The sequence below is a fragment of the Pseudomonas fluorescens genome (genome assembly GCF_000968015.1).
Lineage (GTDB): Bacteria > Pseudomonadota > Gammaproteobacteria > Pseudomonadales > Pseudomonadaceae > Aquipseudomonas > Aquipseudomonas fluorescens_W.
This window is the reverse complement of sequence record NZ_LACH01000018.1, coordinates 1-20,210: the sequence shown is the minus strand read 5'-3', so window position 1 is coordinate 20,210 and position 20,210 is coordinate 1. Positions and strand designations below refer to the sequence as shown.

Below are 20,210 nucleotides of genomic sequence, written 5' to 3'. Positions count from 1 at the left end.
GTCGAACAATATATTGGATTGAATCATTAGGCAGCTATATGCTTTTTTCATTGCCTGACCGGCTGCGTCCTCCGAGGTCCGAAGTGAAAACTGCTGTCGCTCCACTTGCCCATGAAGTTCCGCCCGCAGCGGTGGACGATGTTGTCGCCGAACTCAAGGAGATCTACATCGAAAAAGGCACACCGATGTTCATGCGCACGGTGTTGGCGCTGTTCTGCGGCGGATTCGCGACCTTCGCTCTGCTCTATTGCGTGCAGCCTATGATGCCGCTGCTGTCCCATGAGTACTCCATCAACGCGGCCCAGAGCAGCCTGATCCTGTCGGTCGCCACCGGCATGCTCGCCATCGGCCTGCTGATCACCGGCCCGATCTCTGATCGCATCGGGCGCAAACCGGTGATGGTCGCGGCGCTGTTTGCCGCCGCGCTCTGCACAATCGCCAGCTCAATGATGCCGAGCTGGCACGGCGTGTTGCTGATGCGCGCGCTGATAGGGTTGTCGCTGAGCGGTCTGGCAGCAGTCGCCATGACTTACTTGAGCGAAGAGATCCACCCGCAGCACATCGGCCTGGCCATGGGTTTGTACATCGGCGGCAACGCGATTGGCGGGATGTGCGGACGCTTGATCACCGGCGTGTTGATCGACTTCGTCAGCTGGCACACGGCGATGCTGGTGATCGGTGGTCTGGCGCTGATCGCGGCGGCAGTGTTCTGGAAAATCCTCCCCGAGTCGCGCAACTTCCGCGCCCGCTCACTGCACCCGCGAAGCCTGATTGACGGCTTCACCATGCACTTTCGCGATGCCGGCCTGCCGCTGCTGTTCCTCGAAGCTTTTGTGCTGATGGGCGCGTTCGTCACCCTCTTCAACTACATCGGTTATCGCCTGCTGGCCGAGCCGTACCACATGGATCAGGCCTTCGTCGGGCTGCTCTCGGTGGTGTATCTGTCGGGCATCTACAGTTCAGCGAAAATCGGCTCGTTGGCCGACAAACTGGGCCGGCGCAAAGTGCTTTGGGCGACGATCGTCCTGATGCTCGCAGGCCTCGCCCTGACCATGCTCACGCCGCTGCCGGTGGTGATCATCGGGATGCTGATCTTCACCTTCGGCTTCTTCGGCGCCCATTCGGTGGCGAGTAGCTGGATTGGGCGTCGTGCGATCAAGGCCAAAGGGCAGGCGTCGTCGCTTTATCTGTTCAGCTATTACGCCGGCTCGAGCATCGCCGGGACGGCGGGCGGGGTGTTCTGGCACATCGGCGGGTGGAACGGGATCGGGTTGTTCATTGGCGGGTTGCTGGTGATTGCGCTGCTGGTGGCGTTGAAACTGGCGAAGTTGCCGCCACTAGAAAATGTGAAAGCCTGACGCAATTCCAGTGTAGGAGTGAGCCTGCTCGCGATAGCGGAGTATCAGCCAATACATTCGGCGACTGATTCACCGCTATCGCGAGCAGGCTCACTCCTACATTAAAAACAAAAACGCCCGGCATAAGCCGGGCGTTTTTTATCGGGCAACAATCACTCGTGATACTGCGCCGACAGTTCATGCACCGCGCGCAGGAAGGCGCCAGCGTGTTCCGGGTCGACTTCCGGGGTGATGCCATGGCCGAGGTTGAACACGTGGCCGCTGCCTTTGCCATAGCTGGCGAGGATGCGCCCGACTTCCGTGCGGATGGCTTCTGGCTTGGCGTAGAGCACGGTCGGGTCCATGTTGCCTTGCAGCGCGACTTTGCTGCCGACACGATCACGGGCGCTGCCGATGTCGCAGGTCCAGTCCAGGCCGAGCGCATCAGCGCCAGCGTCGGCAATGCTTTCGAGCCACAGGCCGCCGTTCTTGGTGAACAAAATGACCGGCACTTTGCGGCCTTCATGTTCGCGGATCAGGCCGCTGACGATTTTGCGCATGTAGGCCAGGGAGAATTCCTGGTATGCCGCCGCCGAAAGGCTGCCACCCCAGCTGTCGAAGATCTGCACCGCTTGCGCGCCGGCCATGATCTGGCCGTTGAGGTAGCTGGTGACCGTCTGCGCGAGTTTATCCAGCAGCAGGTGCAAGGCTTGCGGGTTGTCGTAGAGCATGGTTTTGGTCTTGCGGTAGTCTTTCGACGAGCCGCCTTCGACCATGTAGGTGGCCAGGGTCCATGGGCTGCCGGCGAAGCCGATCAGCGGCACGCGGCCGTTCAGTTCGCGGCGAATGGTGCTGACCGCGTCCATGACGTAGCCGAGGTCTTTGTGCGGATCAGGAATCGGCAGCGCTTCGATGTCAGCCATCGTGCTGATGACTTTCTTGAAGCGCGGACCTTCACCGGTTTCGAAGTACAGGCCTTGGCCCATGGCATCGGGGATGGTCAGGATGTCGGAGAACAGGATCGCCGCGTCCAGTTGCGGATAGCGGTCGAGCGGCTGCATCGTGACTTCGCAAGCGAACTCCGGGTTCATGCACAGGCTCATGAAGTCGCCGGCCTTGGCACGGCTGGCGCGGTATTCCGGCAGGTAGCGACCGGCCTGACGCATCATCCAGACAGGCGTGACGTCTACGGGTTGCTTGAGCAGGGCGCGAAGGAAACGGTCGTTCTTCAGGGCAGTCATGTCGGCATCCGGAAAAAAAGTGCGGGCATTTTCTCAGAGCGCGACGCAAAAGGCACGGTTGCAGGTCAGCCTTTTGTCTATCGGGTCAATTTGTCGCGGTGGAATGCGGTCTTCCCGACACCGCAAAACAACTGTAGGAGTGAGCCTGCTCGCGATAGCGGAGTGTCAGTCATTGCATCTGGTGACTGATTCACCGCCATCGCGAGCAGGCTCGCTCCTACAGGTTTTTGTGTCGCTTGGTTAGACGCCCAGGTAATCCAGGATCCCTTCGGCGGCATTGCGGCCTTCGAAGATCGCCGTCACCACCAGGTCAGAACCGCGAACCATGTCGCCACCGGCGAAGATTTTCGGGTTGCTGGTCTGGTGCTTGTACTGACCTTGCTCCGGGGCCACAACGCGGCCCTGGCTGTCGGTCTGGATGCTGTGCTGTTCGAACCACGACGCCGGGCTCGGACGGAAACCGAACGCGATGACCACGGCGTCGGCCGGGATGATCTCTTCGGAACCCGGAATCGGCTCAGGGCTGCGACGGCCACGGACGTCCGGCTCGCCGAGACGGGTCTCGACTACCTTCACGCCTTCGACGCGGTCTTCGCCGACGATGGCGATTGGCTGGCGGTTGTAGAGGAATTTCACGCCTTCTTCCTTGGCGTTCTTCACCTCTTTGCGCGAGCCCGGCATGTTCGCTTCGTCACGACGATAAGCGCAGGTCACCGACTTGGCGCCCTGGCGAATCGACGTACGGTTGCAGTCCATCGCCGTGTCGCCGCCACCCAGTACCACCACCTTCTTGCCTTTCATGTCGACGAAATCTTCCGGCGACTTTTCAAAGCCCAGGTTGCGGTTGACGTTGGCGATCAGGAAGTCCAGCGCGTCATGCACGCCCGGCAAATCTTCACCGGCAAAGCCGCCCTTCATGTAGGTGTAGGTGCCCATGCCCATGAACACGGCATCGTATTCTTCGAGCAGTTGCTCGACGGTCACGTCCTTGCCCACTTCGGTGTTCAGACGGAACTCGATGCCCATGCCGGTGAAGACTTCGCGACGATTGCTCAGTACGGTCTTTTCCAGCTTGAACTCGGGGATACCGAAGGTCAGCAGACCGCCGATTTCCGGGTTCTTGTCGAACACCACCGGGGTCACGCCGCCGCGTACCAGCACGTCGGCACAACCCAAACCTGCCGGGCCTGCGCCGATGATCGCAACACGCTTGCCGGTCGGTATGACCTTGGACATGTCCGGGCGCCAGCCCATGGCGAACGCGGTGTCGGTGATGTACTTCTCGACCGAACCGATGGTCACCGCGCCGAAGCCGTCGTTGAGGGTGCAGGCACCCTCGCACAGACGATCCTGCGGGCACACCCGGCCGCACACTTCCGGCAGGGTGTTGGTCTGGTGCGACAGCTCGGCGGCCTGGAGGATGTTGCCCTCGGCCACCAGCTTCAGCCAGTTCGGAATGAAGTTGTGCACCGGGCACTTCCATTCGCAATACGGGTTACCGCAACCCAGGCAGCGGTGGGCCTGATCGGCCGAATGCTGGGGTTTGAAGGGTTCGTAGATCTCCACGAACTCTTTCTTGCGTTGACGCAACAGTTTCTTCTTCGGATCCTTGCGCCCGACATCGATGAACTGGAAGTCGTTATTCAGACGTTCAGCCATTGTTAAAACCTCATCAAACTCTTCAGGCGCATATCACTGCGGGTTGGCACGGGTGCTGGAAAGCAACGATTTCAGGTTGGCAGCCTTGGGCTTGACCAGCCAGAAACGACGCAGATAGTCATCGAGGTTTTCAGCGAGGTTACGACCCCACTCGCTGTCGGTTTCCTCGACGTATTCGTTCAGCACGCGTTGCAGGTGGCTGCGATAGGCTTCCATCGCCTCACCGCTGATCCGCTGGATTTCCACCAGTTCGTGGTTGACCCGGTCAACGAAGGTGTTGTCCTGGTCGAGCACGTAGGCGAAACCGCCGGTCATGCCTGAGCCGAAGTTGTAACCGGTCTTGCCCAGTACGCAGACGAAACCACCGGTCATGTACTCGCAGCAGTGATCGCCCGTGCCTTCCACCACGGTGTGAGCACCGGAGTTACGCACTGCGAAACGCTCGCCCGCGGTACCGGCAGCAAACAGCTTGCCGCCAGTGGCGCCGTACAGGCAGGTGTTGCCGATGATGGCACTGTCCTGAGTCTTGTAGACACTGCCCTTCGGCGGAACGATGACCAGCTTGCCGCCGGTCATGCCTTTGCCGACGTAGTCGTTGGCGTCGCCTTCCAGGTACATGTTCAGGCCGCCAGCGTTCCACACACCGAAGCTCTGACCGGCCGTCCCTTTGAAGCGGAAGGTGATCGGCGCATTCGCCATGCCCTGGTTGCCGTGCTTGCGAGCGATTTCACCGGAGATCCGCGCGCCGATCGAACGGTCGCAGTTGCAGATATCCAGGGCAAAATCGGCGCCGCTCTTGTCGTTGATGGCCGCGGTGGCCATGTCGACCATTTTCTCGGCCAGCAGGCCTTTGTCGAACGGTGGGTTGCGGTCGACCTGGCAGAACTGAGGTTTGTCTGCCGGGATGTGATCGCTGCCCAGCAATGGCGTCAGGTCCAGGTGTTGCTGCTTGGCGGTCTGGCCTTCGAGGATGTCCAGCAGATCGGTACGACCGATCAGCTCTTCGAGGGAGCGCACGCCCAGCTTGGCCAGCCACTCACGGGTTTCTTCGGCGACGTAGGTGAAGAAATTCACCACCATGTCGACGGTGCCGATGTAGTGATCCTTGCGCAGCTTCTCGTTCTGAGTCGCGACGCCGGTAGCGCAGTTGTTCAGGTGGCAGATACGCAGGTATTTGCAGCCCAGCGCGATCATCGGCGCGGTGCCAAAGCCGAAGCTTTCAGCGCCGAGGATGGCAGCCTTGATCACGTCGAGGCCGGTTTTCAGGCCGCCGTCGGTTTGTACCCGCACTTTGCCGCGCAGGTCGTTGCCGCGCAGGGTCTGGTGAGTTTCGGCCAGGCCGAGTTCCCACGGAGCGCCCGCGTATTTGATCGAGGTCAGCGGCGACGCACCGGTGCCACCGTCGTAGCCGGAGATGGTGATCAAGTCCGCGTAGGCCTTGGCCACACCGGCAGCGATGGTGCCGACGCCTGCTTCTGCTACGAGTTTCACCGAGACCAGGGCCTTCGGGTTGACTTGTTTCAGGTCAAAAATCAGCTGCGACAAATCTTCGATCGAATAGATGTCGTGGTGCGGCGGAGGCGAAATCAGGGTCACGCCCGGCACTGCGTAACGCAGCTTGGCGATCAGACCGTTGACCTTGCCGCCGGGCAACTGACCACCTTCGCCGGGCTTGGCGCCCTGAGCGACTTTGATCTGCAGCACTTCAGCGTTGACCAGGTATTCCGGGGTCACACCGAAACGGCCAGTCGCAACCTGTTTTATTTTCGAGCTCTTGATGGTGCCGTAACGCGCCGGGTCTTCGCCGCCTTCGCCGGAGTTGGAACGCGCACCGAGGCGGTTCATGGCTTCGGCCAGGGCTTCGTGAGCTTCCGGCGACAAGGCGCCGAGGGAGATGCCCGCGGAATCAAAGCGCTTGAGCACCGATTCCAGCGGTTCGATCTCGCTGATGTCCAGCGGCGTGTCCAGGGTTTTCACCTTGAACATATCGCGGATCATCGACACCGGACGGTTGTCCACCAGCGCCGTGTATTCCTTGAACTTGCTGTAGTCGCCCTGCTGCACAGCGGCTTGCAGGGTGTTGACCACGTCCGGGTTGTACGCGTGATATTCGCCACCGTGGACGAACTTCAGCAGACCACCCTGTTGGATCGGCTTGCGCGGGCTCCAGGCTTCGGCTGCCAGGGCTTTCTGCTCGGCTTCGATGTCGACGAAACGCGCACCTTTGATGCGGCTCGGAACGCCACGGAAGCTCAGGTCGCAGACTTCTTCAGACAGGCCGATGGCTTCGAACAGCTGCGCACCGCGGTACGAGGTGATGGTCGAGATGCCCATCTTCGACAGGATCTTCAGCAGACCTTTGGTGATGCCTTTGCGGTAGTTCTTGAACACCTCATAGAGGTCGCCCAGGACTTCACCGGTGCGGATCAGGTCGCCCAGCACTTCGTAGGCCAGGAACGGATAGACCGCCGAGGCGCCGAAACCGATCAACACGGCGAAGTGGTGCGGATCGCGAGCGGTGGCGGTTTCCACGAGGATGTTGGAGTCGCAACGCAGGCCCTTTTCGGTCAAGCGGTGGTGCACCGCGCCGGTGGCCAGGGAAGCGTGGATCGGCAACTTGCCCGGGGCAATGCGACGGTCACTCAGCACGACCTGGGTACGACCGGAGCGCACAGCTTCTTCAGCCTGATCGGCGACGTTGCGGATCGCCGCTTCGAGGCCGACGCTTTCGTCGTAGTTGAGGTCGATGATCGCGCGCTCGAAGCCCGGACGATCGAGGTTCATCAGCGAGCGCCACTTGGCCGGGGAAATGACCGGCGAGCTGAGGATCACGCGCGAGGCGTGTTCCGGCGACTCCTGGAAAATGTTGCGCTCGGCACCGAGGCAGATTTCCAGCGACATGACGATGGCTTCACGCAGCGGGTCGATCGGCGGGTTGGTGACCTGCGCGAACTGCTGGCGGAAATAGTCGTACGGCGTGCGCACGCGCTGGGACAGCACGGCCATCGGCGTGTCATCGCCCATCGAGCCGACGGCTTCGTAGCCTTGCTCGCCGAGCGGACGCAGCACCTGGTCACGTTCTTCGAAAGTGACCTGGTACATCTTCATGTACTGCTTGAGCTGGTCAACGTCGTAGAACGCCGAACCGTGGTCGTTGTCTTCCATGGTCGCCTGAATGCGCAGGGCATTCTTGCGCAGCCATTGCTTGTACGGATGACGGGACTTCAAGCGGTTGTCGATCGCGTCGGTGTCGAGGATCTGGCCGGTTTCAGTGTCCACGGCGAAGATCTGACCCGGGCCAACGCGGCCCTTGGCGATCACGTCTTCAGGCTGGTAGTTCCAGACACCGATTTCGGAGGCCAGGGTGATGAAACCGTTCTTGGTGGTGACCCAACGCGCCGGACGCAGACCGTTACGGTCGAGCAGGCACACCGCGTAACGACCGTCGGTCATTACCACGCCGGCCGGGCCGTCCCACGGTTCCATGTGCATCGAGTTGTATTCGTAGAACGCACGCAGATCCGGGTCCATGGTTTCGACGTTCTGCCACGCAGGCGGAATGATCATCCGCACGCCACGGAACAGGTCGATACCACCGGTAACCATCAACTCGAGCATGTTGTCCATGCTGGAGGAGTCGGAGCCAACGCGGTTGACCAGCGGGCCGAGTTCTTCCAGGTCCATCAGATCATTGGTGAACTTGGTGCGACGGGCCACGGCCCAGTTGCGGTTGCCGGTGATGGTGTTGATCTCGCCGTTGTGGGCGAGGAAGCGGAACGGCTGAGCCAGCGGCCATTTCGGCAGGGTGTTGGTCGAGAAGCGCTGGTGGAACACGCAAATCGAGGTTTGCAGGCGCTGGTCGCTGAGGTCTGGATAGAAGGCGGTCAAATCCGCCGGCATCATCAGGCCTTTATAAATGATGGTCTTGTGCGAAAAGCTGCAGACGTAGTGATCGACGTCGGCGGCGTTGGCCACGGACGAGCGACGACGGGAGGTGAACAGCTTGACGGCCATGTCCTGATCGCTCAGGCCATCACCGGCGATGAACACTTGCTCGATCTGCGGCAGGCGCTCAAGGGCCAGGCGGCCGAGGACGCTGGTGTCGATCGGCACTTTGCGCCAGCCGACGAGGGTCAGGCCAGCAGCGAGGATCTCGCGGTTCATGTTCTCGCGAGCGGCTTCGGCTTTGACCGGGTCCTGGTTGAAGAAGACCATGCCCACCGCATATTGCTTGGGCAGTTCGACGCCGAAGGTTTCCTGGGCGATGGCTCGCAGGAACACATCCGGCTTTTGAATCAGCAGACCGCAACCGTCACCGGTCTTGCCGTCGGCGTTGATCCCACCGCGGTGGGTCATGCAGGTCAGGGCCTCGATGGCCGTTTGCAAAAGGGTATGACTGGGCTCGCCCTGCATATGGGCTATCAGGCCGAAACCGCAGTTATCCTTGAATTCATCTGGTTGGTACAGACCTGCTTTCATAGACACTTTCTCACCAGGCTGCCTCTTATCGAGGCAAATTTCTTTTCAATTCAACCACTTACCATCCGCGCCGAACGTACGCCAGCTTTGCGGGGGCAAAAGGGAGGTCATTGTACACACCGACACAGAGGCTCACAAATTTGACGACGAAATGTCGCAAATCTATGTCGCATTTGTGAAAGGTTTAAAGCGATATGCTGTGCTAGTCAAAACTTTTTTAATTTTGACCGCAACGACTCAAAGACTACTGTGACGCAGACACCACAAGGCACGCGGCCTGTAGAGGCGGCATGCGCTTGTAGAAATTTTGAGGTGCCGGGAGAGGCGGCCTGGGTAAGGCCGCCGAATCTTCAGCGAGTTGTTGCCAGTTCCTGTTGGACGCTGGCGACAGTGCGAGGCCAAGGTTTACCAGCCTGAACCTTCGCTGGCAAGGCCTTGATGGCGGTAACGGCTGCATCGCGGTTGGCGAAGTTACCGTAAGTGATGACGTAAAGCGGCTTGCCGTTGAGGACTTTCTTGAAATAACGGTACTCGCCGCCCTGCTCCTTGACGAAGGATTGCGCGGCCGCTTCGGAGCTGGTGCCGAGGATCTGCACCACGTAGTTGCTCGTCGGTTGACCGGCGTACCAAGTGCCACCGGCGGCTTTCGCGGCAGCGGCGACTGGTTTCTCGGCTGGCTTGGCGACAGCAACGGCGGCTGGCTTGGCTGGCGCTGGAGCCGGCTTCACGGCAGGCGCTACCGGGACTGGCTTGGCCGTCGCGACCTGAGTCGGAGCAGGCACAGGCTTGGCGGCAGGTGTCGGTGCCGGGCCAGGCTGGACGCCCGCAGGCGGCGCGGTGGTGGTCACGGTCGGCGGCGTAGCGCTCGAACCTTCGACCGGCACGCCGTCGTCGCCTTCGGTGATGCCACCGGCGGCTTCGGCCAACGGACCACGCATGACCGGCTGCGAGTTGCCGACCAGCGGCAATGGCATCGGCTGCGAGTTACCGGCGAATTCGACGGCAGGCGCGCCGCCGCTGTTAGGTTGTGGCGTGCCCTGGCCGAGCGGCAGTTGCGCCTGCTCGTTGGCAGGTGCGCCAGTGGTCGGTGCTTTGCTGCGACCCGGCATCAACCAGGCGGCGGCTACCGCGACCACGACAACGGCGGAAATCGCCAATACGTGTTTCTTCGGCATGTTGAACCCCATACTTGGACGCTTCACCGCAGAGCGGCTGGCAATCATGGCTTCGATCATCGCATCGCGGGCAACCTGGTTGATGGTGCCAGGCCAACCGTCGGAGCTTTCGTGAATATCAGAGATCTGATCTGCGGTGAAAAGTTCGATACCCCGGCCAGCGCCTTCGAGCCGCTGCTCCAGATATTCGCGGGTTTCTTCTTCGGTGTAAGGCTGCAATTCGATGACGTGGAAACGCTCTTCCTCGAGGGTCAGCGCCTCCAGTTGAGCAATCAGCGACGACTCGCCGAACAGAAACACATGCGGGCGACCTTCCGGTGCACCGGCGGCCAGGGCCAGCAAGGCTTCCAGCGCGGACTCGTCGAGTTGCTCGGCGTCATCCACCAGCAAATAGACTTCCTGCCCCGTCAGCGCAAGCTGCACCACTTGAGCCAGAATCGCGCCGATCTCGGCCTGGGCGACGTTCAGCGCCTGAGCCACCTGACGCAGCACGCCGGCCGAATCACCGGCGCCACGGGCGGAAACCACCACGCTCTGCACCGACTGTTTGTTGGTGCTGGCCACCAGGGCCTGACGCAGCAGCGTCTTGCCACTGCCTTGCGGGCCGGTGACGACCAGCAGCAACTGACTGTAGCGTGCCAGGTGATGCAGTTGTCCCAGCACCGGTTTGCGCTGGGCCGGGAAGAATTTGAAGCCAGGCACCCGTGGAGAAAAAGGGTCATGACTCAACTGGTAATGGCCGAGGAAAGCCTCGTCGGCGTGCAAACTAGTCATCGGGATCTTATTAACCTTTAAGCTGAGCCAGAGCGCGGTAATCCGCTCCCAGCGTGGCCTGTAAAACCTCTTTCGGATAATCGTCGGTCACCACCGCTTCGCCCATGTGGCGCAGCAGCACCAGGCGCAAACGACCGTCGATCACTTTCTTGTCAATTGCCATGTGTTCGAGAAAATCGGCTTCAGTCATCTCTTCAGGCGGGATGACCGGCAGGCCGGCACGCTGGAACAGACGGATACCGCGATCGCGCTCTTGCTCGCTGATCCAGCCCAGGCGCGTGGACATTTCCAAGGCCATTACGGTGCCAGCAGCGACCGCCTCACCATGTAGCCAGACACCATAGCCCATGTGGGTTTCGATGGCGTGGCCGAAGGTGTGACCCAGGTTGAGCGTGGCGCGGACACCGGTCTCCCGTTCGTCGGCACCCACCACCGCAGCCTTGGCCGCGCAAGAGCGCTCGATGGCGTAAGTCAGGGCGACCTGGTCCAGGGCGCGCAGGCGATCGACGTTGTCTTCAAGCCAGGTCAGGAACGGCTCGTCGCAGATCAGCCCGTATTTGATGACCTCGGCAAGCCCGGCGGACAGTTCGCGGGCCGGCAGGGTATTGAGGGTAGCGGTATCAATCAGCACCACATTCGGCTGATAGAAAGCGCCGACCATGTTCTTGCCCAGCGGATGGTTGATCCCGGTCTTGCCGCCCACCGAAGAGTCGACTTGCGACAGCAGCGTGGTCGGGATCTGGATGAAATCGACACCCCGCTGGTAGCAGGCAGCCGCAAAACCGGCCATGTCACCAATCACGCCGCCACCGAGGGCGATGACCGTGGTACGGCGGTCGTGCCGTGCGGTCAGCAGACCGTCAAAAATCAGTTGCAGGGTTTCCCAGGTCTTGAACGCTTCGCCGTCCGGCAGCACCACGGAAACCACCGAGAACTGTGCGAGGCTGCGGGTCAGACGCTCGAGATAGAGCGGCGCAACGGTCTCGTTGGAGATGATCGCCACTTGCCGTCCGCGAATATGCGGGGCCAGCAGCTCAGGCTGATCCAACAAACCTTCGCCAATATGAATCGGGTAGCTGCGCTCGCCTAGATCGACCTTGAGTGTCTGCATGTGTCCCCACAGTGAAGATGGAATCAGGCGTCCTGCCTTGAGTTAACGAATGTCCACGGCGTCTGCTGGTGTGACGCCGTTCGGTAGCCATCCGCCACAACCTTGAGCGGCCATGACAGGACGCCGAGGATAGCGCATTTCGCGCTGCGCTTTAACGGGGAGGTAGCTGCTGCAAGCGTTCGAGAATATCGAGCACCACCATTCGCGGCGGTCGCTCATCGGTTTCCACCACCAGATCGGCGATTTCACGATAAAGCGGATCGCGGATCGCCAGCAGATCCCGAAGGGTCTTGGCCGGATCGGCAGTACGCAACAGGGGTCGATTGCGATCACGGGACGTGCGGCCCACCTGCTGCTCGACAGACGCATGCAGATAGACCACCCGACCACCGGCGTGCAACGCCCGCCGATTGGCCTCGCGCATCACCGCGCCACCACCGGTCGCCAGCACCACGCCATCGCAGCCGCACAGCTCGGCAATCATCGCCTGCTCGCGGTCACGAAAGCCCGGTTCGCCTTCTTTATCGAAAATCCACGGGATATTGGCGCCCGTGCGCAATTCAATTTCCTTATCGGAATCTTTGAATGGCAGGCGCAGCTCTTTGGCCAGCAACCGGCCGATGGTGCTTTTTCCAGCCCCCATCGGTCCAACAAGAATCAAATTTCGCACAGAATCAATGACTCACAGCAATCGCCTGGTTATTCATGATACGCGGAGTGAGAAATACCAGCAGCTCGGATTTTTTCTCCGAAACCACGTCACGCCGGAAAAGGCGGCCAAGATACGGCACATCACCGAGAAATGGCACCTTATCTACAACCTTGCTCTGAGTATTTGAGAAAACTCCGCCAATCACGATGGTCTCGCCGTCGTTGACCAGGACCTTGGCATTGACCTCGTTTTTCTTGATCGGCGGCACATCCTGCACCTTGTTCAGGTAGTCCGGTTCATCCTTGGTGACCTTGACCTCCATGATGATCCGGTTGTCCGGAGTGATTTGTGGCGTCACTTCCAGCGACAGCGAGGCCTCCTTGAACGACACCGAAGTAGCACCGCTGGAGCTGGCCTCCTGATAGGGAATCTCCGTGCCTTTGAGGATTTTCGCGGTTTCCTTGTCCGACGTAACCACCTTGGGCTGCGAGACGATTTCGCCGTTGCCGGTCTTCTCCATGGCCGTCAGCTCAAGATCCAGCAGCACATTGTCGGTGATGAAGGCGATACCGAGCCCCGAGGTATTGGCGGCGGTGCCCATGTCGACGAACGGCGAGTTGGTGCTGGTGCTGCCAGGTGTACCGATAGTCGATGAAGCATTCGCCCCGTTGCTGACGCCTGAGGTGTTCCAGTTGCCTTTGTTCTGCAACGAACCGCCCCAGCGCACGCCGAGGCTTTTGTCATAGTCGACGTTGGCTTCGACGATGCGTGCCTCGATCATCACCTGACGCACCGGGATATCCAGTTGCGCGACGATACGGCGCAGTTCGTCGAGGCGATCCTGGGTCTGGTAGGCAATGATGTTGTTGGTCCGCTCATCCACCGTGATCGAACCCCGCTCGTCGGCTTTCGCCTCGGCACTGGTCACCGACTGAAACAGCTTGGCAATATCGGCAGCTTTGGCGTAGTTGACCTGCAACAGCTCGCGACGCAGGGGGGCCAAGTCGGCGATTTGCTTCTGCGACTCCAGTTCCTGACGCTCGCGGGCGGCAATTTCATCGGCCGGTGCGACCAGCAAAACGTTACCGATCTTGCGTTTATCCAGGCCCTTGGTTTTCAACACCAGATCCAGCGCCTGATCCCACGGTACGTTCTGCAAACGCAGCGTAATGCCGCCCTGCACCGTGTCGCTGGCCACCAGATTGAGATTGGTGAAATCAGCGATCAGTTGCAGCACCGAACGCACATCGATGTCCTGGAAATTCAGCGAAAGCTTTTCACCGGTGTAGGCGAAGCGCTCGGTGTTGCGTTTCTGCAAGTCATCGACCGTCATCGGCCGGATGCTGACCGTCAGCTTGTTGTCGGTCTGGTAAGTCGAGTAATCGAAGGTGCCGCTGGGCTCAATGCTGATCGTGGCCCGATCGCCCGTGGCGCTGGCGTTGACGAACTGCACTGGCGTGGCGAAATCCTTGACGTCCAGACGTACACGCAACGGTTCAGGCAATTGGGTCTTGGCGAAACCGAGGATGATCTTGCCGTCGCGCTCCTGAATGTCCGGGGCAATGGAAGGATCCGACAGATCGATGACCACATTGCCTTCGCCCTGGGTGCCGCGCTGGAAATCCACACCCCGGATGGCCTTGCCTACCGGCGCATAGGCTTTCGCCGGAGCTGGCATTGCAGTCGCGGCGCGCGGTGTTTTGGGCGCCGGGCTGGAGGCCGTTTTGTTGGCACCTTGGCCGACCACCACGAACAGCGTGTTGCCTTCGACCCGCGCGTTGTACGGCGTCAACTGGGTCAGATTGATGATCAGCCGCGTACGGTCCTTGGCTTCCACGACCGTGGCGCTGCGGGCATTTCCGCCACCAAGATCACGATTTTTGCTTTTTAGCTGACTGACGACGCCGGGCAGATCCAGCGCAATCCGTGCAGGCGATTCCGTGGTGTAACCGTGAGGCGTCGGTGGCGGCCCATCGAACGACAACTTCAACTCGACGCGGTCCCCCGGCAGCGCGGCGACATCCAGCGCTTTGAGGTTGGCCGCTAGTACCATCGGCGACAGCAACGCTATCCATAGCGAAATACCGAAGGTTGAGAAAATCCTGTTCATTATTCGAGTTCCACTATGAGTGTTCTTTCAAAGGGATGGTCCGCGGCCGCTCCAGCCAGGCGCCTTCGCCGTCAGGAACGATTTCGACCACATCGACCTGCGAGCCACTGATGGCGACGATCCGCCCATCGTTACGCCCCAGGTAATCGCCGACTTTCAACCGATGCACCCCGCCTGCCCCGCGCAGCAGCGCAAAGGAGCCGGTCGCATTGGCGATCGTTCCGACCATTTCAAACTGCTCGATGTTGAAACCTTCGAGGTACTGCTTGACCCGATTCGGGTCAGGTTTGACATTGCGCGAGCCGTGTTTCTGGCCGGCCAGATCGATTCTGATCTGTCGCGAAAACGGGCTTCGCAGGTTGGCGGCGCTGTAGGTGAATGTTGGGTAAGACCGAAACGTCGGCGTTGGTTCAATCTTGCCAGGCGCACGTAAACGCATTTCGTTCATGTACGCATCCAGGTCGCTGAAGTCATTATCACTGCCGCAACCAGCCAGGACGGCGACCAGCGCAACCATCGAAAAACAACGAATCGGGCTCATTCTTGCAGTCCCTTGTCGTTGTAGCGGTAGGTCTTGGCGAGGATGCTCATGCGCAACTTCGGACCACCTTCCGGATTGGCCGGCGCAAGGTCGAAGTCATGCAGGGTGACAATCCTTGGCAGCCCGGCGACGCCGCTGACGAAGGTGGCCAGGTCGTGATAGGCACCGGTAACGGTGATCTGGATCGGCAGCTCGATGTAGAACTGCTGCGTGTTCTCCGGCAGCAGTTTGATCTCTTCGAACTCCAGGCCACTGCCCAGGCCAGTGCGAGTGATGTCCTCCAGCAGGCCGGGCACTTCGGTGTCACTGGGCAATTGCCGCAGCAACACGCCAAAGGAGTTCTCCATTTCCTTCATCTGCTGCGTATACAGCTCCAGATTCGCCGCCATATGGGCTTTGTTGGCGAATTGCTCCTTGAGGGTCGACTCTTCCTCGCGCTTGAGATCGAGGTGGCTCTGAAGGTCGCTGATGGAAAAACTGTAGCCCAGCGAAAGCACCAGGATCATGAGCAGGAAAGCCGCCAATGCCTTGATGGCTGGCGGCCAGGACCCCATGTTATTGGTGTCCAGGTCATTGATGTCGATCTTGCGCAGGCCTTCGAACCAGTCAGACAGCCTCATTTGCCGCCCTCCGCAGCGGCGGGCTGAGTCTGACGAACGGTCAGCTGAAAGACGTTGGCCTGATCCACCTGACCAGCGGTCGTCGCTTTGACTTCCGTCAGGGTCGGTGCATTGAACCAGTCTGACGCATCGAGATTACGCATCAGGTCCGAAACACGATTGTTGGACTCTGCCGCGCCCGTAATGGAAAGGATTTTGCCGGCCATTTTCACCTCGGTGAAGTACACCCCGTCCGGCAAGGTACGCGCTAACTGATCGAAGATCCGCCCGCTGACCGGACGGTTGCCTTGCAGGTCCTGAATGATGCGCATGCGCTCCACCAGTTGCTGGCGACGGGCCTTCAAATCGCTGATCTGGTTAATCCGCTCGTCGACCACGGCAATCTGTTTGCCGATGTAATCGTTACGAGCCACTTGCCGATCGATAGCGCCGCTGATGGCCTGGCTCGCGATCAGCACCGCGCCCACGGCGCCCACCATCACACCGACCAGTGCCAGCAAAAAGCGTTTGCGGCGCGCTTCACGCAGCTCTTCGCGCCAGGGTAAAAGATTGATCCGCGCCATCAGTCGAAACTCCTGAGGGCCAGCCCGCAAGCGATCATCAGTGCCGGCGCATCGCTGGCCAGGGCACCGGCGTTGACCTTGCTGCTCAGGGCCATGTTGGAGAATGGGTTGGCCACCTGCGTCGCCGTACCCAATCGTTGCTCGATCAACCGGTCCAGCCCCTGGACCGATGCGGTACCCCCGGCCAACAGAATGTGATCGACCGAGTTGTACTGACCGGAGGCGAAGAAAAACTGCAACGAACGCGACACCTGCTGCACCAGCGCATCGCGAAACGGCTGCAACACCTCACTGACGTAATCGTCTGGCAAACCACCCTGCTTCTTCGCCAGCCCCGCCTGCTCAATGGTCAAGCCATAACGTCGCTGGATTTCCTCCGTCAGTTGACGACCGCCGAACAATTGCTCGCGGGTGTAGATGATCCGCCCCTGGTGCAGCACGCTCAGGGTGGTCATGGTGGCGCCGATATCGACCACCGCTACCGTCAGACGCTCCTGAGAAGCCGCCAGTTGGCTCGCCAGCAATCCGTAGGAACGCTCCAGCGCATAAGCTTCGACGTCGACCACGCGGGCTGTCAGGCCGGCCAGGGCCAGTGCCGCTTCCCGGACCTCGACGTTCTCCTTGCGACAGGCCGCCAGCAGCACATTGACTCGCTCGGGATTGCGCGCAGAAACGCCCTGGACCTCAAAATCGATGGCCACTTCGTCCAATGGATAAGGGATGTATTGATCGGCCTCGATCTTCAGCTGGTTTTCCATTTCGTCGTCGGAAAGACCGGCGTCCATCTCGATGGTTTTGGTAATCACCGCCGAACCGGCCACGGCCACGGCCACGTTCCTGAGGTTGGTTCTGGCCTTGAGCAGCACGCGCGCGAGTGCCTGCCCTACGCCTTCGAGCTCGGCGATATTTTTCTCGACCACCGCGTTGGTGGGTAAAGGTTCCACCGCATAGGCCTCGACCCGATAGCGGTCGCCCTGGCGGCTGAGCTCCAGAAGCTTGACCGACGTGGAGCTGATGTCGATCCCCAGAAGCGTATTGGCCTTTTTATTGAAGAGTCCTAGCACTACCAATTCCCTATGACTATCCGTGTCTTACGGACTCTGTAATATCCATTGCGTTCAAACCACCCGTCTTGACAGCAGCGCAAATGACGCTCTCGACGGAAAAATGCTTATAATGCCCAGCGTTTTTCTCCGGTTTTTACTTCAAGCGCGGGTCGTTCCCTGTTTATCTGAACCCTGATGCCTAATTCATTCTTTGCCCTGGATGTCCAAAAGCCTTGATTCGTCTGCTGAAATTTTTCGGTTGGTCCATCGTCGCCGTTTTCTGCGGACTGCTCCTCGGTCTTAGCGGCGCCTATCTCTACCTTAGTCCGGGTTTACCGTCCGTGGAGGCGCTGAGAAGCATCCAGTTGCAGATTCCTTTGCGGGTCTACAGCAGCGACAACAAGCTGATCGCAGAATTTGGCGAAATGCGCCGCACACCGATCCGGTTCGCCGACATTCCCCCCAATTTCATTAATGCGTTACTAAGTGCTGAAGACGACAACTTCGCCAATCACTACGGTGTCGACCCCAGCAGCCTGATGCGCGCGGCCACCCAGTTGGTAAAAAGCGGACACATTCAGTCCGGCGGCAGCACCATCACCATGCAGGTGGCGAAGAACTTCTTCCTGACCAGCGAACGCAGTTTCTCGCGAAAAACCACCGAAATTCTCCTGGCCCTGCAGATTGAACGGCAGCTGACCAAGGACGAGATTCTTGAGCTGTACGTCAACAAGATCTATCTGGGCAACCGCGCCTACGGTATCGAAGCCGCCGCCCAGGTTTACTACGGCAAGTCGATTCGTGACGTCAGCCTCGCGCAGATGGCGATGATCGCGGGTCTCCCGAAAGCCCCCTCGCGCTTCAACCCGCTGGCCAATCCGGCTCGCAGCAAGGAACGTCGCGACTGGATCCTTGGGCGCATGTACAAGCTCGGCAAAATCACCGAAGCCGACTACACCACCGCGATCAACGAGCCGCTGAACGCCAGTTATCACGTGCCGACCCCGGAAGTGAATGCGCCGTACATCGCTGAAATGGCCCGCGCCGAAATGGTCGGCCGTTATGGCAGCGACGCCTATACCGAGGGTTTCCGCGTCACCACCACGGTGCCGAGCAACCTGCAGGAAATGGCCAATACCGCGGTTCACGAAGGCCTGATGACCTACGACCAGCGCCATGGTTATCGCGGACCGGAGTCGCGCCTGCCGGGCAAGACTCGCGAGGCCTGGGCAATCGAGCTGACCAAACAGCGCACCATCAGCAGCCTTGAACCTGCCATCGTCACTCAGGTCGACAAGACCGGCCTGCAAGTGATGACCCGTACCGGCGACGAACACGTCGGCTGGGACAGCATGAAATGGGCGCGTCCATTCCTGAATACCAACAGCATGGGTGCCAATCCGAAGCAGCCTTCGGACGTCGCCCAGGTCGGCGACCTGATTCGTGTGCAGCGCCAGCCGGACAACTCGCTGAAATTCAGCCAGATCCCGCAGGCTCAGGGCGCGCTGGTTTCCCTCGATCCGCAGAACGGTGCCATTCGCTCCCTGGTCGGCGGCTTCGCCTTTGAACAGAGCAACTACAACCGCGCCATGCAGGCCAAGCGCCAGCCGGGTTCGAGCTTCAAGCCGTTTGTCTACAGTGCCGCACTGGATAATGGCTACACCGCCTCCAGCCTGGTGAACGACGCACCGATCGTGTTCGTCGACGAGTACCTGGACAAGGTCTGGCGCCCAAAGAACGACACCAACACGTTCCTCGGCCCGATCCGCTTGCGTGAAGGCCTGTACAAGTCGCGCAACCTGGTTTCGATCCGGTTGGTGCAAGCCATGGGCGTTGGCAAGACCATCGATTACATCACGCGCTTTGGCTTCAACAAGCAGGACCTGCCGCCCAACCTGTCGCTGGCCTTGGGCACCGCGACGCTGACGCCAATGGAAATCGCCACCGGCTGGAGTACTTTCGCCAACGGCGGCTACAAGATCAGCCCCTACATCATCGACAGGATTGAAAGTCGCAATGGCGACACGCTATTCGTCGCCAACCCGCCGAGCGTCCCGAAAGGCAACGTCGCGACCGACGGCATCGCCGCCCCTGCTGCGGCCAGCGCCTTCACCGTCAACGCAACCCCGGGCGAAGCCTTGACTGCCCAGCCAGCGCCACAAACGCCGGCCGTGGCCGAGCGCGTCGTCGATGGTCGTACCACTTTCATCCTCAACAGCATGCTCGAGGACGTGATCAAACTCGGCACCGGCCGCCGCGCCCTGGCCCTGGGCCGTAGCGACATTGCGGGCAAGACCGGTACCACCAACGAGTCCAAGGACGCCTGGTTCTCTGGGTACAACGCCGATTATGTGACCACTGTCTGGACCGGTTTCGACCAGCCTGAAAGCCTGGGTCGCAAGGAGTTCGGCGGTACCGTCGCCCTGCCGATCTGGATGAGTTACATGGGCGCCGCACTCAAAGGCCTGCCGCCGCATACGCAGCCAGAGCCGGAAGGCATTCTCAGTCTTCGAGTTGACCCGGTCAGCGGCCGTGCAGCCACCCCAGGCACGCCAGGCGCCTACTTCGAGTTGTTCAAGGCCGAAGACACGCCACCGTCGGCGAACGAGCTGGGCAACGGCACTGCGCCGGGCAGCCCACTGCCAGCGGATGAAGCGGCGCCGATCGATTTGTTCTGATCGCCTGAAGCTGCAAAAAGCCCCGCCTTCGAAAGAAGAGCGGGGCTTTTTTGTATCTGCAATTTCTGTACAGCCTGAAAAACTATTCGCCAGTGATGGCCTCATCGCGAGCAAGCTCGCTCCCACATTGGAATGCGTACTCCTGTGGGAGCGAGCTTGCTCGCGATGAGGCCATTACTACCGCTACAAAACTCCCAGACATAAAAATGTATGGTCAGCCCATC

Annotated in this window: 13 protein-coding genes; 2 read left to right on the top strand and 11 right to left on the bottom strand. The window is 60.2% G+C overall.

All coding sequences use genetic code 11. From position 1 onward, the window contains the following. The first annotated feature begins 131 nt into the window (after positions 1-131). Positions 132-1,358: an MFS transporter gene (locus tag VD17_RS11745; protein WP_440130566.1), complete on the top strand. Its 1,227-nt coding sequence runs from the start codon at positions 132-134 to the stop codon at positions 1,356-1,358. A gap of 152 nt (positions 1,359-1,510) precedes the next feature. Here VD17_RS11745 and hemE read toward each other — a convergent pair whose 3' ends face one another. From hemE to VD17_RS11690, 11 genes are all read right to left on the bottom strand, one after another. Beyond that, a complete protein-coding gene (hemE, locus tag VD17_RS11740) occupies positions 1,511-2,578 on the bottom strand; it encodes a uroporphyrinogen decarboxylase (protein WP_008149581.1) in 1,068 nt (355 codons plus the stop codon). Between the two features lie 240 nt (positions 2,579-2,818). After that, positions 2,819-4,237 (bottom strand): FAD-dependent oxidoreductase, encoded by a 1,419-nt coding sequence (locus VD17_RS11735; RefSeq protein WP_046053967.1) that lies wholly within the window; start codon positions 4,235-4,237, stop codon positions 2,819-2,821. Between the two features lie 33 nt (positions 4,238-4,270). Continuing rightward, positions 4,271-8,716 (bottom strand): glutamate synthase large subunit, encoded by a 4,446-nt coding sequence (gltB, locus tag VD17_RS11730; protein WP_046053966.1) that lies wholly within the window; start codon positions 8,714-8,716, stop codon positions 4,271-4,273. Positions 8,717-9,066: 350 nt separating this feature from the next. Next, entirely contained in the window at positions 9,067-10,665 is a 1,599-nt protein-coding gene (locus VD17_RS11725) for an AAA family ATPase (RefSeq protein WP_046053965.1), read from the bottom strand. A 10-nt stretch (positions 10,666-10,675) separates the two neighbouring features. Further along, entirely contained in the window at positions 10,676-11,776 is a 1,101-nt protein-coding gene (gene aroB, locus VD17_RS11720; protein WP_033055371.1) for a 3-dehydroquinate synthase, read from the bottom strand. Positions 11,777-11,927: 151 nt separating this feature from the next. Then, positions 11,928-12,446: a shikimate kinase AroK gene (gene aroK, locus VD17_RS11715; RefSeq protein ID WP_010464421.1), complete on the bottom strand. Its 519-nt coding sequence runs from the start codon at positions 12,444-12,446 to the stop codon at positions 11,928-11,930. 4 nt (positions 12,447-12,450) lie between these two features. Next, positions 12,451-14,538 carry a type IV pilus secretin PilQ gene (gene pilQ / locus VD17_RS11710; RefSeq protein ID WP_046053964.1) on the bottom strand — a complete coding sequence of 696 codons (2,088 nt, stop codon included), beginning with the start codon at positions 14,536-14,538 and terminating at the stop codon, positions 12,451-12,453. A 13-nt stretch (positions 14,539-14,551) separates the two neighbouring features. Further along, positions 14,552-15,079, bottom strand: coding sequence for a pilus assembly protein PilP (locus VD17_RS11705; protein WP_046053963.1), 528 nt, complete (start codon positions 15,077-15,079; stop codon positions 14,552-14,554). Then, positions 15,076-15,699 carry a type 4a pilus biogenesis protein PilO gene (gene pilO / locus VD17_RS11700; RefSeq protein WP_046053962.1) on the bottom strand — a complete coding sequence of 208 codons (624 nt, stop codon included), beginning with the start codon at positions 15,697-15,699 and terminating at the stop codon, positions 15,076-15,078. Before pilO ends, VD17_RS11705 begins: the two co-directional genes overlap by 4 nt. Further along, positions 15,696-16,262 (bottom strand): PilN domain-containing protein, encoded by a 567-nt coding sequence (locus VD17_RS11695; RefSeq protein WP_046053961.1) that lies wholly within the window; start codon positions 16,260-16,262, stop codon positions 15,696-15,698. The genes pilO and VD17_RS11695 overlap by 4 nt, the downstream gene beginning before the upstream one ends. Further along, positions 16,262-17,326 (bottom strand): pilus assembly protein PilM, encoded by a 1,065-nt coding sequence (locus VD17_RS11690; protein ID WP_046053960.1) that lies wholly within the window; start codon positions 17,324-17,326, stop codon positions 16,262-16,264. The genes VD17_RS11695 and VD17_RS11690 overlap by 1 nt, the downstream gene beginning before the upstream one ends. A 218-nt stretch (positions 17,327-17,544) precedes the next feature. Between VD17_RS11690 and VD17_RS11685 the strand changes: the two genes are divergently transcribed. Continuing rightward, complete coding sequence (locus VD17_RS11685) at positions 17,545-19,986, top strand: penicillin-binding protein 1A (RefSeq protein WP_440130565.1); 2,442 nt, start codon at positions 17,545-17,547, stop codon at positions 19,984-19,986. The last annotated feature ends 224 nt before the right edge of the window (positions 19,987-20,210 follow it).

Bases quoted from the DNA above. Each gene is read 5' to 3' on its own strand.
- VD17_RS11695 (WP_046053961.1), bottom strand. From the start codon at position 16,262: ATGGCGCGGATCAATCTTTTACCCTGGCGCGAAGAGCTGCGTGAAGCG.
- VD17_RS11705 (WP_046053963.1), bottom strand. From the start codon at position 15,079: ATGAGCCCGATTCGTTGTTTTTCGATGGTTGCGCTGGTCGCCGTCCTG.
- VD17_RS11725 (WP_046053965.1), bottom strand. From the start codon at position 10,665: ATGACTAGTTTGCACGCCGACGAGGCTTTCCTCGGCCATTACCAGTTG.
- VD17_RS11735 (WP_046053967.1), bottom strand. From the start codon at position 4,237: ATGGCTGAACGTCTGAATAACGACTTCCAGTTCATCGATGTCGGGCGC.
- gltB (WP_046053966.1), bottom strand. From the start codon at position 8,716: ATGAAAGCAGGTCTGTACCAACCAGATGAATTCAAGGATAACTGCGGT.
- hemE (WP_008149581.1), bottom strand. From the start codon at position 2,578: ATGACTGCCCTGAAGAACGACCGTTTCCTTCGCGCCCTGCTCAAGCAA.
- aroB (WP_033055371.1), bottom strand. From the start codon at position 11,776: ATGCAGACACTCAAGGTCGATCTAGGCGAGCGCAGCTACCCGATTCAT.
- pilO (WP_046053962.1), bottom strand. From the start codon at position 15,699: ATGAGGCTGTCTGACTGGTTCGAAGGCCTGCGCAAGATCGACATCAAT.
- pilQ (WP_046053964.1), bottom strand. From the start codon at position 14,538: ATGAACAGGATTTTCTCAACCTTCGGTATTTCGCTATGGATAGCGTTG.